The sequence below is a fragment of the Nostoc sp. NMS8 genome, assembly GCF_017115045.1.
Lineage (GTDB): Bacteria > Cyanobacteriota > Cyanobacteriia > Cyanobacteriales > Nostocaceae > Nostoc.
Map to the genome: position 1 here is coordinate 132,386 of NZ_JABXKK010000050.1, position 14,888 is coordinate 147,273.

At 42.3% G+C, this 14,888-nt stretch carries 11 protein-coding genes and 2 pseudogenes; 7 read left to right on the forward strand and 6 right to left on the reverse strand.

Going from position 1 to position 14,888, the window contains the following annotated elements; translation table 11 throughout:
- Positions 1 to 118 precede the first annotated feature (118 nt).
- Entirely contained in the window at positions 119 to 1,405 is a 1,287-nt protein-coding gene (larC, locus tag HWQ39_RS09395; RefSeq protein WP_292843625.1) for a nickel pincer cofactor biosynthesis protein LarC, read from the forward strand.
- Between the two features lie 51 nt (positions 1,406 to 1,456).
- On the opposite strand, the gene HWQ39_RS09400 is transcribed toward larC, so the two are convergent.
- Positions 1,457 to 3,007 carry an NAD(P)H-hydrate dehydratase gene (locus HWQ39_RS09400; RefSeq protein WP_292843627.1) on the reverse strand — a complete coding sequence of 517 codons (1,551 nt, stop codon included), beginning with the start codon at positions 3,005 to 3,007 and terminating at the stop codon, positions 1,457 to 1,459.
- 60 nt (positions 3,008 to 3,067) lie between these two features.
- The gene (locus tag HWQ39_RS09405; RefSeq protein WP_292843628.1) at positions 3,068 to 4,057 is read right to left on the reverse strand and encodes a hypothetical protein; all 990 of its coding nucleotides are present in this window, start codon (positions 4,055 to 4,057) and stop codon (positions 3,068 to 3,070) included.
- Between the two features lie 272 nt (positions 4,058 to 4,329).
- Between HWQ39_RS09405 and mnmA the strand changes: the two are divergent.
- The 3 genes and pseudogenes from mnmA to HWQ39_RS09420 form a co-directional block, all read left to right on the forward strand.
- Positions 4,330 to 5,397 (forward strand): annotated as a pseudogene (gene mnmA, locus HWQ39_RS09410) (tRNA 2-thiouridine(34) synthase MnmA); the annotation flags it as partial.
- Positions 5,398 to 5,483: 86 nt separating this feature from the next.
- Positions 5,484 to 5,828, forward strand: coding sequence for a hypothetical protein (locus HWQ39_RS09415; protein ID WP_292843630.1), 345 nt, complete (start codon positions 5,484 to 5,486; stop codon positions 5,826 to 5,828).
- Complete coding sequence (locus tag HWQ39_RS09420; RefSeq protein WP_366932244.1) at positions 5,818 to 6,219, forward strand: hypothetical protein; 402 nt, start codon at positions 5,818 to 5,820, stop codon at positions 6,217 to 6,219. Before HWQ39_RS09415 ends, HWQ39_RS09420 begins: the two co-directional genes overlap by 11 nt.
- 5 nt (positions 6,220 to 6,224) lie before the next feature.
- Here the strand turns inward: HWQ39_RS09420 and HWQ39_RS09425 are convergent, their stop codons facing one another.
- Positions 6,225 to 6,878, reverse strand: coding sequence for a Uma2 family endonuclease (locus tag HWQ39_RS09425; RefSeq protein WP_292843632.1), 654 nt, complete (start codon positions 6,876 to 6,878; stop codon positions 6,225 to 6,227).
- Between the two features lie 192 nt (positions 6,879 to 7,070).
- Between HWQ39_RS09425 and sat the strand changes: the two genes are divergently transcribed.
- On the forward strand, positions 7,071 to 8,249 hold the full coding sequence (sat, locus tag HWQ39_RS09430; RefSeq protein WP_292843634.1) for a sulfate adenylyltransferase: 1,179 nt from the start codon (positions 7,071 to 7,073) through the stop codon (positions 8,247 to 8,249).
- Positions 8,250 to 8,405: 156 nt separating this feature from the next.
- Positions 8,406 to 10,565, forward strand: coding sequence for a caspase family protein (locus HWQ39_RS09435; protein ID WP_292843636.1), 2,160 nt, complete (start codon positions 8,406 to 8,408; stop codon positions 10,563 to 10,565).
- Positions 10,566 to 10,586: 21 nt separating this feature from the next.
- On the opposite strand, the pseudogene HWQ39_RS09440 reads toward HWQ39_RS09435, so the two are convergent.
- Positions 10,587 to 10,778, reverse strand: a pseudogene (locus HWQ39_RS09440) (hypothetical protein); the annotation flags it as partial.
- Between the two features lie 655 nt (positions 10,779 to 11,433).
- On the opposite strand from HWQ39_RS09440, the gene HWQ39_RS09445 reads away from it, so the two are divergent.
- Entirely contained in the window at positions 11,434 to 12,267 is an 834-nt protein-coding gene (locus tag HWQ39_RS09445) for a DUF4114 domain-containing protein (RefSeq protein WP_292843638.1), read from the forward strand.
- Positions 12,268 to 12,387: 120 nt separating this feature from the next.
- On the opposite strand, the gene HWQ39_RS09450 is transcribed toward HWQ39_RS09445, so the two are convergent.
- Together HWQ39_RS09450 and HWQ39_RS09455 are read right to left on the reverse strand one after the other, a co-directional pair.
- Entirely contained in the window at positions 12,388 to 13,656 is a 1,269-nt protein-coding gene (locus HWQ39_RS09450) for a tetratricopeptide repeat protein (protein ID WP_292843640.1), read from the reverse strand.
- Positions 13,657 to 14,189: 533 nt separating this feature from the next.
- Complete coding sequence (locus tag HWQ39_RS09455; RefSeq protein WP_292843642.1) at positions 14,190 to 14,858, reverse strand: 2OG-Fe dioxygenase family protein; 669 nt, start codon at positions 14,856 to 14,858, stop codon at positions 14,190 to 14,192.
- Positions 14,859 to 14,888 lie beyond the last annotated feature (30 nt).

The following is a 14,888-nucleotide window of genomic DNA, read 5'->3' on the forward strand; positions in this document are numbered from 1 at the left end:
TGGGGGCAGGGGAGGCAGGGGAGGCAGGGGAGGCAGGGGGCAGGGGAAGCAATAATTAATAAATAACCAATGCCCAATGACTAATGACTAATGACTAATAACTAATGACAAATTTATTATGAATAAAATCGCTTATCTTCAATGTCCGACAGGAATTTCTGGTGATATGTGCCTGGGTGCTTTGGTCAGTTTGGGTGTTCCTGTGGAGTATTTAATTGAAAAACTTAATGGGTTGGGTATTGAACAGGAATATCAGTTAAGGGCAGAACTTGTCCAACGGAATGGTCAACAGGCGACTAAAGTCCATGTGGATTTAGTACACGATCGCCATCACCACCATCACCACGATGGCGAACACAGTCACCATCACACACGCCACTTGCCAGAAATAGAGCAAATGATTCTCAAAGCGGGGTTGCCATCACGGGCAGAAGCTTGGAGTTTGGCGGTATTCCGACAGCTAGCGGTGGCAGAAGGGGCAGTGCATGGCATTTCACCTGAAAAAGTTCATTTTCATGAGGTGGGTGCTATAGATGCGATCGTAGATATTGTGGGTACTTGCCTGGGGTTGGATTGGTTGGGCATTGAGAGCAATAACGAAGGATTGCCCCTACTTTACTGCTCGGCGTTTCCAACTGGTGGCGGCACTGTTCGGGCTGCACATGGTCAGATGGCAGTACCAGTCCCAGCGGTATTAAAGCTGTGGGAAATGCGGGGTTGTCCAGTTTATAGCAATGGTATTGATAGAGAATTAGTAACACCAACAGGAGCCGCGATCGCCACTACTTTGGCAAGAGATTTTGGTTCACCACCTGCGATCGCTATCAAGCAGATAGGACTGGGAGCAGGAACCATAAATTTACCCATTCCCAATATTTTACGTCTCTGGTTGGGTGAAAGTGCAAGTTTACAGTCAAATTTCAGTGATTCTGAAGATCCTAGCTCAAATTTGGAAACTATCTCGGTACTAGAAACCCAAATTGATGATTTGAATCCACAAGCGATCGGCTATGCGTTTGAGGCGTTGTTTGCGGCTGGTGCGCTGGATGTTTTTACCCAAGCGATCGGTATGAAAAAGTCCCGTCCGGGGATTTTGCTAACTGTGATTTGTCATCCAGAAAATTTACTCAGTTGTGAAGCCATTATCTTCCGCGAAACTACAACTTTAGGCATTCGGCGAACAACTCAGCAACGCGCCATTTTACAACGGGAAATTCAACAAGTGGAAACGGAATATGGCAAAGTGCATGTGAAAATAGCATGGAAAGGACAATCGCCAGAAAAAGTTATTGCAAATGTGCAGCCAGAATATGAAGATTGTGCAGACTTAGCCCGAAAACATAATATTCCCTGGCGCGAAATTCAACGTTTGGCGCTACAGCGTTGGTATTTAGTCAATACCTAAATCTCCTCGTTCTCCTCGTTCCTAGTCTCCGACTGGGAACGAGGGATTTGACTAAGTTAAAGCTTTCATCAAATATTGTGTCAATGTAAACGCATCTACACCTAATTCGGTACGCTCTTGGGCGGCTATTATACCTGCTTGGGAATGCCACCAAGCGGCAGTTGCGACAATATCTTCAGGAATCTGTTTAGTTGCGGCTTGCGCTAACAGTCCGCCAAGTAGCCCAGTTAACACGTCGCCGCTACCGCCACGGGCTAAGGCAGGTGTGCTTTCAGGAACAATCCAAACGTCACCTTGAGGGTTGGCGATCGCAGTTCTTGCCCCTTTCAACAACACTATCGCCCCACTTTGGGCGGCTGCTTCTTGTACAGCTTTCACTCTGTCATGTTTGGCATCGGCGACATCAGGAAACAATCGTTCAAATTCGCCAGTGTGGGGTGTGAGTATGGTTACTGCTTGGCGTTTTTTTAATGTGGCGATCGCTCCCATCTGTGCCAAGATATTTAAACCATCGGCATCGAGAAGCAAAGGGCGTTCGCTCTTAATTACGTCTTGGACAATGGGCGTAGCATCTCGTGTTAAACCGGGGCCACAAGCGATCGCATTAAAGGAACTCAGATCGGTGTTTTCTGGTAATTGCAGGTGGGCGATCGCTCCGGTTTCCGTCTCTGGACAACCGACAATTAGCGCTTCTGGCAAGTGTGACACCAAAAGAGATTTCAGCGATTCGGGGACGGCAATCGAAAGCATCCCTACACCACTCGCCCGCGCCCCCAAACCAGTTAAAATTGCTCCACCTGCATAGCGCCGCGAACCACAAATCAGTAGTAAATGTCCTTGCTTATATTTGTGAGTAACTGCTGGATGGGGTAAAGGTAAAGTAGCAAGTGCCGTTGCTGGTGTAATACGTTTAATTCTGGGTGCATCTTTTAGAACAGCTTCTACATCAGCTAAAGGAATATCAAAATCGATTAACTCAGCTTTACCGAGATATTCCAACGCCTGATCTTGGAAAAAAGCTAGTTTCCATAAACCTAAGCAAAATGTGTGAGTAGCGCGAATGGCAGTTCCTAATACTTCGCCTGTGTCGGTGTGTAAACCTGAAGGTAAATCAATACTATAAATCGGCACAGATAATTCATTTAGCTGATTAATTGCAGAGGCGATGGGAACAGTCAGGTTTCTTTCTAAACCAAGTCCAAACAAGCCATCAATTAACAAATCAGAATTTGGCAGTTGCTCAATTGTTTGACAAATTGGAATGCCTAGACTCTGAGCATATTGCAAGTGTTGCGAAGTTAATTCTTTGAGCTTAGAAAAAGGTGAATAAATCCAAACCTCATACCCACGAAAGTGTAATTCACGGGCTACTACTAAAGCATCGCCACCATTATGACCGGGGCCGACCAAAATTCCCACACGAGATCCCCTTAAAAAGAGGGTATTTGAAAGAATCTCTGGAATGCGACGGACAATTAATCCCGCCACCTTTTCCATCAAAGCAACTACAGGCATTCCTGCTGCAAAGATTTGCTTTTCAACATCCTGCATCTGCCCAGCAGTCACTACGACTTGCGAAATTTGTTCTTGCCTATCTTTCATGAGTCCTGAGTGCTGAGTTATGAGTTTAATTTTACTCCTCAATCCCCAGTCCCCTCTTTTTTACTTCCCATAGTAAACTCTGGCATTAGCGTATCCGATATTTCGCAAATACTTATTCCATTCTTCGGCTTGGAATCGATCGGGGAAAGGCCCTACTGCTACGTGTGGCCCTCGTGGTTGCGTCCTTTCGAGGACTCCGCCAGATCGGCCTAAACCTTGACTAAATTGCGCTATATTCTGCCTAATTTGTGCTGCGATCACGGGTAACTGTTCTGGAGTGGTGGGAATGGCAACATAATATCTAGAGGCTGGCCGATTAGCAGCATTTATATTACTTGGATCTCTTAACGAGCCTCTATTGCCTGCATCTATTTCCTGTCCGTTAGTAAAGCTAATAATCCGGGCGTTATATACGCCTCGTGACTGTAGTTCATTTACCCGTTGTTGGGCGTTAGATACTCTGTTAAAAACTCCTGACTGAATTACACTCCGTCCTTGGTAATTGCGAATGTAAGCACTGGGTTCAATCTGACGTATTGCTTGTAGTGTCTGGAAATCACTACCATCAACGTAAACTAAATAGCGCTCAAAGTTCTGGTTATATTGACTAAACTGTGCAGGTTGAGAGGGCTGAAAATTCTGCTCTAATTGATTGTTCTGTAATGGTTGAGAGGGCTGAAAATTCTGCTCTAATTGATTGTTCTGTAATGGTTGAGAGGGCTGAAAATTCTGCTCTAATTGATTGTTCTGTAATGGTTGAGAGGGCTGAAAGTTCAGTTCAGATTGATTGTCCTGTACTAGTTGCGTCGGTTGTAACTGCGGTGATGGCTGTTGACCAAAGGGAATTGGCGGTGGCGGTAAAGTTTCACCAGTTTGTTGAGCTAGTAGCACATTGTTGTGGATTTGTGCTTGTGCTGGGGTAGAGTTAGGAATCAGCACTAACCATCCTCCCACTAAGAAGGAGAGAAGTCTAATCGTGGGCTTCCAACCCTCAGAACTTCGACGCAGCAGTTGAAATGGGATAAATTGACTGGATATTTCTCTCGACATAATAGTTAGAAAGTAGTCAAAGTATTTTTAGGCAATTTCCATCAGGAACTAATTAGTTCACCGTTGTAGCAACTATATAGCGTTAACGTAAAATTAGTCATCTGCGTGGCAAAAAATACATCTGTCACTAATTTTAGATAAAGGTGATGACAGAGTGAATAGCGATATTTACAACGGGCTACGCCTACACTAATTCAATTGCTTTAAAACTGAAGTGCTTTAGTAGCAAGGCAATGAAAGAGTGTGTGCTACAATTGGACAACCACGCAGCTTGTCGTGCTTTTATGAAAAAAGTCGTCGTTGGTCTTTCTGGTGGCGTTGACAGTTCCACCGCCGCAGCTATCCTGCACCATCAGGGCTATGAAGTGATTGGTTTGACTCTTTGGCTAATGAAAGGCAAAGGTCAATGTTGCTCTGAAGGTATGATCGACGCGGCTGATCTCTGTGAACAATTGGGCGTTCCCCATCAGGTTGTCGATATTCGGGATCTCTTTCAGACGCATATTGTCGATTACCTGGTGACTGGTTACAGTGCTGGAATCACACCTTTGCCTTGCTCTCAGTGTAATAAAACGGTGAAGTTTGGGCCAATGGTGCAATATGCTCGTGAAGAATTGGGATGCGATCGCATTGCCACTGGTCATTATGCCCGAATTAGCTATGACGAAGCAACTGGACGTTACCAATTATTAAGGGCTGTTGACCGCAACAAAGACCAATCATACTTTCTTTATGATTTGTCTCAAGATTTACTTGCAGCAACCATATTTCCTCTAGGCGAACTAGAAAAAACTGATACGCGCCGCATTGCAACTGAATACGGACTAAAAACTGCTGATAAGCCAGAAAGTCAAGACTTATGCTTAGTGGAAAGTAACGGTTCCATGCGGGCATTTTTGGATAAATATTTAGCTCCCAAAACAGGCGATATTGTCGATACCACAGGCAAAATTTTGGGACAGCATGATGGTGTCCATCACTACACTATTGGCCAGCGCAAAGGCTTGGGGATTGCTGCTGCCGAACCGTTGTATGTGATTGAATTAGATGCAGAAAATAATAAAGTAGTAGTAGGCGATCGCACTAAGGTAACTCAGCCAGAATGCAGTGTAAATCGGGTAAATTGGGTTTCTATTGCCGAACCATCAACCCCAATTCATGCCGAAGTGCAAATTCGCTATCGTTCAACGCCTACACCAGTAACGGTGATTCCGTTGGAAAACTCCCGTGTGCGTTTGGTGTTTGATGAACCCCAAATCAGTATTACCCCCGGACAAGCGGCGGTGTGGTACGACGGGGAAAAAGTATTAGGTGGCGGAATAATTGAACAATTTAGTTAATAATAACTCCTACCCTGTTTTGGCATAAACTAAAACCACCCTGTCCTGACAAACAAGGAAGGGTGGTTTTAGTTTTCAATGGATATATGTCGAAAGAACCTATCTCTGACGAGTTTTTGATAGAGTTATTAAAAAGCTATACCTCTGCTGAGGCAGCAGAGATTCAACAGTACATAAGTGAGTGGGATGCTGCTACCTATATCAGTGTTGCCCAAAGTATCTTAGACCATGCTAATAGGAAAGGAATTGACCCATTAAGGTATTTACGCAAAGCTCATAACTTTAATAAAAAAGGAGCGATTAGAGTTCCGAAAACTGGATATCGTGGAGATACTTCGGCTGTATACCGTAAAGGCAATGAATATCTGATTGTCAGGTCTGACCAATATGGTACTGAAAAGATAGTTACTTATGGAGTCAATGATGACTAAAGCAATTTTAAATCAGCAAGAATTTATTAAGAAAAATATTAGTCAATTATTAGCACAATTGACTAATATTTATCAAAATACACGAGGCGAACGACAAGAAATTTATATTCAGTTTCCACCAGAAGATGAAGAATTTTCACTTTTAGAAGAACTTGAACTTTTAACAGTAAATCTCAGAGGTTATTCAAGTCAAATTCAAAGCACAGGTCAAATTTTCAATCAAGACCAGGCAATTGAGCAATTACAAGCTATGCGAATTTTAAATATACCTCAGATTGCGAGTTTTTATTTTGGCAGTAATGGCAATTATGATCAGATAAAGAGTTATATTAGAACGTTAGATTACTTACGGTTACTACTATTGGAGTATTTGCAGTTTCAGAGTGACTAAAATAATCAAAAACTACTTCTATCTAATGCACATTCAAACTCTTTCAAAGCCTGTACGGTTCCTACTTGCCAAGCGCGTTCAATTGTAGCGGCAATAATTTGAGTTAGAGGAATATTTGGAAAGTTAGGACTGTGATCGGATTCGATGTAATGTCCATCCCTGAGTAAATAAATCCTCAGCTTTTTACTATCGTAAATCCATAGTTCTGGAACTGCGATCGCTTCGTAAGCATCAAGTGTGGTTTTTGATGTCACATCTGTTTCAATTGCCAAATCAGGAGGCGGATCGTTTGGTTCTAGTTTGCGACGACCGATCATTCTTTGATAATTTTGGATGTAGAAGCAAGCATCTGGTTCTACCCCCGCTATATTTTCCCGTTTGAAGGTGGTTGAACCGAAGGGTTCATAACTTTTCCCGGCGATCTTCAACAATATTTTTACAATATCCGAAATTAAATCCTTTGATTTTTCGTGTTCGGGTAGAGGAACCATTATTTCTAACGTAGACTTGCTGTAAGCAACTCGTAGCGATCGCTTTTCACCCAGTTCTTGCAAAATAGACTCAAATTCCTCCCAACTTATATCCTGGATACTGACTGTACTACCAGGCGCTAACCGCATTTGGCTAACAGGTTTAACAACAAGGGATACAGCAGTCATAAGCATTTTCCTTATAAAGGAACTATTCTGAAACTTGAGCCGGGATTAACTTTAGCGTAACCTAATCAGATCGCTTACAACTAGTTGCAAAATTTTCTTCCATTCCTTAAACTCTTTTTCTCTACGTACCAGCATTTGATAAGTTAGTACATAATCTGAAACAATAACAGTAAAAGCAAAGAGGGGATTACGTTGAGTCACAATCCAGATGCCATAGCCCCGCACGGTGGACAGTTGGTTAACCGTATCGCCACACCAGAACAAAGGGCAGAGTTTCTCTCAAAAGCTGACTTTTTGCCACGAGTGCAACTTGACGATCGCGCCGTTTCGGATGTAGAAATGATTGCGATCGGTGCTTTTAGTCCGCTGACGGGTTTTATGAACCAAGAAGACTACGATCGCACTGTGACAGAAATGCGATTAGCTAACGGTCTTGTGTGGTCAATCCCGATTACACTATCGGTAAGCGAAGAAGTAGCTTCCCCGTTACAAGAAGGCAGCTTAATCCGTCTGGATAACTCCAGAGGCGAATTTATTGGAGTTTTGGAACTGACGCAAAAATATAACTACGACAAAACCCGCGAAGCAATCAAAGTCTACCGCACTGATGATGTCAATCATCCCGGCGTACAGGTACTCTATAACCAAGGTACTGTACATCTGGCGGGTGATATCTGGCTGTTGCAACGCGAACCTCATCCCCAGTTTCCCACTTACCAAATCGATCCAGCTGCCTCACGGCAACTATTTAAAGACAAGGGTTGGAAAACCATCGTCGGCTTTCAAACTCGCAACCCCATCCACCGCGCCCATGAATATATTCAAAAGTGCGCTTTAGAAATCGTTGATGGTCTATTTTTGCACCCATTAGTTGGGGCGACAAAAGAGGATGATATTGCTGCTGACGTGCGGATGCGTTGCTATGAAATTTTGCTGGAACATTACTACCCCTTAGACCGGGTAACTTTGGCAATTAATCCTGCCGCAATGCGCTACGCTGGGCCTCGTGAAGCCATATTCCATGCTTTAGTCCGCAAAAACTACGGCTGTACTCACTTTATCGTCGGACGGGATCATGCTGGTGTGGGTGACTATTACGGCACTTACGACGCACAGTATATCTTTGATGAATTTGCGCCAAGTGAATTAGGCATTGTGCCAATGAAATTTGAACACGCTTTCTACTGTATGCGTACTAAGCAGATGGCAACATCTAAAACCAGTCCCAGCCGTCCAGAAGAACGCATTCACCTATCAGGGACAAAAGTCAGGGAAATGCTGCGGCGCGGCGAATTACCTCCGCCAGAATTTTCTCGTCCAGAGGTGGCGGCAGAGTTGGCGCGGGCAATGCGGATAGAAGTGCCAGCTTAAGGCATTGGGCATTAGGCATGAGTAAACAGTCAAGAGTAAATATTGGTTTTCTAACTCCTAACTCCTAACTCCCTACTCCCCACATTTTTGTAACTTTACAATACAGAGTTCAGCCCTGTAAGCTGCTAACTGATAGCTGAGGGCTGATAGCTAACTATGGAACGGCGCACGTTTTTACAGAGAATTGGCTCAATACTCGCGGTATTGGGGATGACTGAAGCTGAGTGGTTGTCTTTGGGAAATCGCTATTATCAGGCTTTGGCACAACCCAGTCCGCGCAAATTGGCATTGTTGATAGGTATTAACCAATACCCAAAAATTCCAGCCCTCAGTGGTTGTCTGACGGATGTCGAATTACAAAGAGAACTTTTGATTCATCGCTTTGGTTTCCAAAGGTCAGATATCCTAACTTTAACTGAGGAACAAGCTAGTAGAGAATTCATTGAGGCGGCTTTTTTGGATCATCTGGATAAGCAAGCTAAACCCAGTGATGTAGTCGTCTTTCACTTTAGCGGTTATGGCAGTCGTGTAAAATTGGAAACATCGCCCGATATAAGGCAAAATGCTCTGGTGTCAGCTAATTTTATTCAAAGTACACAAAATGAAAAAATAGTCAACTATATATTAGAAGAAACTTTACTGCTATTATTGCGATCGCTCCCCACAGAACAGGTCACAGCAGTATTAGATACTAGCTATTATGCTCCTAACACAGTCTTAGGATTAAAAATTCGCGCCCTTCAGGAATCAGTAGATGTAAAGCTAGCAGTAGAAGAAATTGACTTTCTCCAACAACTTAAAACTCAGAAATTACCCAACACTCCGCTTGTTTTGGCAGCTACCTCAGAACCAAAGCAGCCGGCGAGGGAAGGACTCTTTGCTGGTTTTAGTGCTGGGTTATTTACCTACGCCTTGACGCAGTATTTGTGGGAATTCACCCCAGCCAACACAATTCAAGTCTCCCTTTCCCATGTAGAAAATTCTCTATCCAAATTGGGTAGCAAACAGCAACCAGCGAATCTGGAAAACCTCTCTCCTCAGAAGAGAGAGGCTTTGAATTCTCCCCCTCAAGGGAAGGGGGCTGGGGGGTTAGGTTTGCCAGACAGCATGATTGGTGCAGAAGGCGCGGTGACAGCTATTGAAGAGGATGGCAAAACAGTCCATCTGTGGTTAGCAGGATTACTGCCACAAGTGCTGCTATACTACGGGGTGAATTCTCGATTTACCCTAGCAACAACAACAGAAGAATTAGTATTGCGATCGCGGACTGGATTAACAGCAAAAGCCCAAATTTCCCAAACCGAAGGTGCAAATTCTCTACAAATCGGGCAACTCATCCAAGAAGCAGTCCGGGTTTTACCCCGAAATATTAATTTAACCATAGCTCTAGATACTGGATTGGAAAGAATTGAGCGGGTAGACGCTACAAGTGCCTTCGCTGCATTTCCCCATATCTCCACCGTAGTAGTGGAAGAAAAACCCGCTGATTACGTATTTGGTAAACTACAGGAAATTCCTAGTCGTTATGGTCTATTTTCTCTCGGTGGCGAGCTAATTCCCAATACCACGGGGGAAGTAGGAGAAGCAGTAAAATTAGCAGCGCAAAGATTAGCCCCAAAATTATCAACCTTGCTAGCAGCTAAGTTGTGGCGACTCACAGAAAATCAAGGTTCTTCTCGCTTGGCTCTCAAAGCAACCTTAGAAATAATTAATAATATATCGCCTCGCGTTGTTATGCAGCGCGAAACAGTCCGAGCTTTTAAAACTGAAACTCCGATTAAAAAATCAGTACAGACGCCATTAATCGCGTCTCTCCCCACACTGATTGTCCCTATCGGTAGTCGAATGCAATATCGAGTGGAAAACCAGAGCGATCGCCCAGTATATTTAATTGTGCTGGGATTAAATAATAATCATACAGCGATCGCCCTCTACTCTTGGGAAATTCCGCAAGAACCAAACACCGAGGACACCAAGCCCCTCCTAAAAGAAGTCGTCATCGCCCCAGGTGAAACCCTTACCTTACCCCAAACTAATGCTGCTTCCGAATGGGTGATTTCAGGCCCAGCTTTCTTTTGCGAACAACAACTGATTTTTAGTACTACTCCCTTTACGGCAACTATCGCCGCTTTGAACGCTGCTAAATATTCCTCAGCTGAACAACGGCCGATTGCCCCATTGTTGAATTCCTTAGACATTGCACAAGTCTTGCTCCAAGACTTGCATAAAACGGAGATGAACGGCACAGCAACCGACTCATATATCTTAGATGTGAATAATTGGGCAAGTTTTAGCTTTAGTTTTCAAGTGGTTTGACGAATCCACCGCACATTTTTTCTAAGTCCTTCCGACAAGGCTAGCAACTACAGTTGCTAACTCAGCGGCTTCAATCGGTTTAGGTAAATGTACCTGATAACCTTCTTGTATAGCTCGCATCCGATCTTCTGCTTTAGCATCAGCTGTCAACGCTGCGGCGGGAATATTTCCTCCTAGTTCTGGTGGTTGCGATCGCAAACAACCCCGCCGTATGTAAGGCCATTGATGTTGTATGAGGGGCAAGTCCATAAAGAACTTTCACTTTGTAGGCATAGCCCATTAGCGCCTGAAAGGAAATTAAAGTCGCAATCATAGCCAGAATTTGGGCATACCAATAACTGCGGTGGTTTTTTGAATGAATCAAAATCTGTAGTATTTCTTACGGGTTAATCATTTATATTCTTGTGTATTTTAGGCTACCTTTTGAGTGATTTTTCATCTACCTTTATGCATATTTTTTCTTGCACAATTTAGAGTAGGAAGTAATGGTGGCTCAAAAAACAACCTTTGAGAGGATTTCAAAATTGTCGAGTATCCTCAACGGAACTTATACAGTTTGAGATTTTGGGTTGAGATTTTGGACTTTAAATATAAAGATATACAATCTTATTTTAATAAAAGTATAAATCACCCATAAATATATCATCATAATTTTCAGTTGAAATGCTGAACGGTCGTGACAGAAATTAAGTTAATTGGATATTCCTAAGTAGAAATACATTAAATAAAGAGCTATTTGAATATACAAACAAAAGCCCAATTAAAGATTGACTTTGATAAAGGATAGCTGTTAGAAATTAACAAGTAACACAGACATATTGATAAAAAATACTGTCTAAACTATTTTCCCTACTTAATAACTCCTGACATGAAAACGATTTTTATCACTGCTTTAATTGCCGCTACAGCTACCTTGACTGGATTAATTTCTAAAGTAGAAACTGCATCTGCTGCTGATTTTAGTTGGGATAGTTCTTGGACTCAATCAACAGTATATAGTAAGTCTCAAACTGGTTTTAACGACGCTCCTTTTCAACAATTTGTCCAAGCAGAAAGCGCTGCCTTGCCAAATAGCGGACAATTTAAATTAGACCCCAGTAAATTAAACCTAAAATACGACCACGATGTTTCTGTTTACTTTATCAATGAAGGCGCTTCTTTTAGAAACCAGCTAGCCTTCGATGCCGCAGGAACTACTAACAAGTCTGGGCTACTTTTTAATGATATTTCTTGTGAAGGAGCCGGGTGTGTTGGTGACTGGGGCGGTAATGCACTAAAGCTGGGTGATGGGGTCAATATTGGTAATATTACCGCAGGTACTCAACTCGACTTCTGGTTGAGAGCTGATGGTTTGAGCCGTGGTACTTATGCCAATATCTATGGTACTAACACTGCCTCTAATGCTGATGGATTACAGCACGCAGTTGCCTATGCTTACAATAACTACATCCTCCTGGCGTTCGAGGATTTATATGGAGATTTACACGCTTCTGGGGTAGATTCTAAAACTGGTAAGTGGAACGAAGGTTCTGACCGTGACTTTAACGATGTTGTCGTTGTTCTTGATATCGGCGAGGCAAATGTTAAAGCGTTAATTGGTGCTAGCGTTCCTGAACCATCTGTTACTCTGTCAATGTTTGCGGTGGGAGCAGTTGGTATGTTTGGATTGCGCCGCCGCCGTCAAACTTGTACTTCTAACTAAGCTTTAAAATGTGCTTAATATAGTGTGCATTTAGTTTCATTGGAAAACGACAAGTGATTGATTGCATTTTCACCCGTACACTTATACGGGTGAATTTACGTTTGTAGTAGTATTTATATTTTATCTACCGCGATCGCGTTCTAAATCATCAATCACTTTTTGCAAATACCACTCATCTGACATCCCAGGATGGTAATTCTGCTTTTGCTGAATCAATCGTTCGGCTATTTCCCAGTATCCTCCAACCATCCGCAAAATTCGCTGACGTAACAGGTTATACTTTTGCTTTTTCGACTCTGGACTAAATTTCTGGATTTTTTCTAGGCTACTTAAGACTTGTTGATAATTTCCCCAGTCTTCTTGTTCACAAAAGATACTGGCCGCCCGTTGATAATCTTCCACGGCTTTTTGTATTTCTTCTAAGCAAGTATAGGCAATGCCGCGATTGTAGTAAGCTTGAGCATCATCGGAATTGATTTGCAGTGCTTGGGTGTAATCTTGAATTGCACCAAGATAATTGCCTGTTGTTCGATAGGCATTACCTCTAGCAATATAGACTAAGGCATCTTCAGGCTGTATTTGGAGTGCTTGGTTAAGGTCTGCGATCGCTCCTTGATGATCTCCCAATATAGAACGTGCTTTACCTCGGTTACGATAGACAATGGCATCTTGAAAGTCTAGTCGCAATGCTTGATTAAAATCTGCGATCGCTTCTCGATAATTACCCATTTTACAACGCACAACCCCACGACAGCAGTAAGCTTGGGCATCTTGCGGATCGGCTTTTAATACCCAGTTTAAATCGGCGAGTGCCTCTTGGGTATCTCCTTTTTCAGCCTTTTCTAATAGTTGCGTGAAATAATCATTGGTGGATAAGATTGGCGCACTTATAGAATGTGATTGCTCAATGGCTAGTTTTTCTGGGGGTTGTAGCTGTTTAATTTGTTCCAGACACCGACGACAATTCTCTTTGTCTTGTTGCTCTAAATATAGTTGTGCAGCTTTTTTAAAGTTAGCGATCGCATCTTGAATATAACCCTGTTTGCGCCGCACCATCCCCCGCAGATTATAAGCAGCAGCATAATTGAGATTGAGACGAATAGCGCGTTCTACATCCTCCAGCGCCCCCGGCAAATTTTTCAGCGCCACTCTTGCTAATCCCCGACAATAATATGCCTCTACACTCTCAGGATTCAGCTTCAAGGCTTCGGTATAATCTGAAACAGCCTTCAGGATTGCTCCTGAGTCATAATGTGCCAAACCCCGTTGTAAGTAAGCTTCTATGAAGTAAGGTGTCAGTTGTAAAGCATGGTTAAACTCTTCAATTGCTCCAGCGTAGTCTTTTCGCCTAGCCTTTTCCAATCCTCTATTGTAGAATTCGTCATTCATGGTATTTATTTGGTTGATTCACTTAGTTGAATTCCAGTAGGCTTGTTTTGTAGTCTAACTTATGCGCTCACACTTAATATTCTAAGTATCCAGCGTGGCTTTGCTGAATTTCGGATTTTTGATGAAATAAAGTAAATAAGGGAGTAGGGAATCAGGATTTTCGAGTTCTACGGAGTTTTTTAAAAATCAAATAGGAGTACTAAGTAGCTGGACAAAAATATTTACAGTCATTGCGTTGCCTTTGGCGTTCCCGTAGGGTAAGAAGTGTTCGCGGAGCGTTTCTAAGAGTTGCAATCCCAAGCCTTTGCGATTGCTTTACTTCGCTCTGCTCCATTCGCAATGACGTTATGTAATTAATTCTATCTAACTACTTATATAACGATAAAAAATTACTTAATATGGCAAATTTAGCCATGATTTAGATAAATAAATATCATCATGATTATTTCCAATTAAAAACAAAAAATAGGGTAATTGAATAGATTCAATTACCCATATCTCGTAGATTATAGAATATTTCCAGGTTGCTAAAGTTATTCCGAAAGTAAGCTAGGAGAAGTCAGTACAAAAACATCCCTACTTCCTTGAGCATCAATCTGTGGTTTTATCGGAGTAGTAAAATGGAAAAAATCATGATCGTTGACTAATAAGAGTTCTCCTGGATTTAGAACTTTGCTAAACACAGGCTTTTCTCTTTTGGCAGTATATAGATCTGTTTCTCCACCTTGAATATTATCTCTATCTACTGAAAATATACCAATAAAATCAGTACCATCTTGATGGATACCTTCAGGTGCAGGATTACCCAAATTATCTGCCGAACAAATAGTTCTAATTTGATGAACTCCGATTTCTGCTTCTGGATGAAGTTTACAAGAATCACTAAATGCCAAGACAAGATTTCTAAAAATATCAAGTTCTATGAGTGCATCGTCTAATTCTGCAAACTCTCTTTTTATGTCACCTACTAATGGATTATATTCTTTACTTTGATAAAGGTAGCCATGAGCTAACTTGATTAACTGATTTCCAAAGACTGTGAACCGAGATAATCTTCTGGAACGATAATCGCCTTTGATATAAGGGTCAATAGGCATATTATTAAAAAATGGCTTGAAACCTTCTGGATTGATCGAATTTACTTTTCTTAGGGTAAACAAAAAAGCATATTCTAATTCCGTTGATGTCCACACCTCTTGCATAGGATTTACCTCCTTGCACTTAAAAATTCT

Coding starts and splice junctions, on each gene's coding strand:
- larC (WP_292843625.1), top strand. CDS start 119: ATGAATAAAATCGCTTATCTTCAATGTCCGACAGGAATTTCTGGTGAT.
- HWQ39_RS09400 (WP_292843627.1), bottom strand. CDS start 3,007: ATGAAAGATAGGCAAGAACAAATTTCGCAAGTCGTAGTGACTGCTGGG.
- HWQ39_RS09405 (WP_292843628.1), bottom strand. CDS start 4,057: ATGTCGAGAGAAATATCCAGTCAATTTATCCCATTTCAACTGCTGCGT.
- HWQ39_RS09415 (WP_292843630.1), top strand. CDS start 5,484: ATGTCGAAAGAACCTATCTCTGACGAGTTTTTGATAGAGTTATTAAAA.
- HWQ39_RS09420 (WP_366932244.1), top strand. CDS start 5,818: ATGATGACTAAAGCAATTTTAAATCAGCAAGAATTTATTAAGAAAAAT.
- HWQ39_RS09425 (WP_292843632.1), bottom strand. CDS start 6,878: ATGACTGCTGTATCCCTTGTTGTTAAACCTGTTAGCCAAATGCGGTTA.
- HWQ39_RS09435 (WP_292843636.1), top strand. CDS start 8,406: ATGGAACGGCGCACGTTTTTACAGAGAATTGGCTCAATACTCGCGGTA.
- HWQ39_RS09445 (WP_292843638.1), top strand. CDS start 11,434: ATGAAAACGATTTTTATCACTGCTTTAATTGCCGCTACAGCTACCTTG.
- HWQ39_RS09450 (WP_292843640.1), bottom strand. CDS start 13,656: ATGAATGACGAATTCTACAATAGAGGATTGGAAAAGGCTAGGCGAAAA.
- HWQ39_RS09455 (WP_292843642.1), bottom strand. CDS start 14,858: ATGCAAGAGGTGTGGACATCAACGGAATTAGAATATGCTTTTTTGTTT.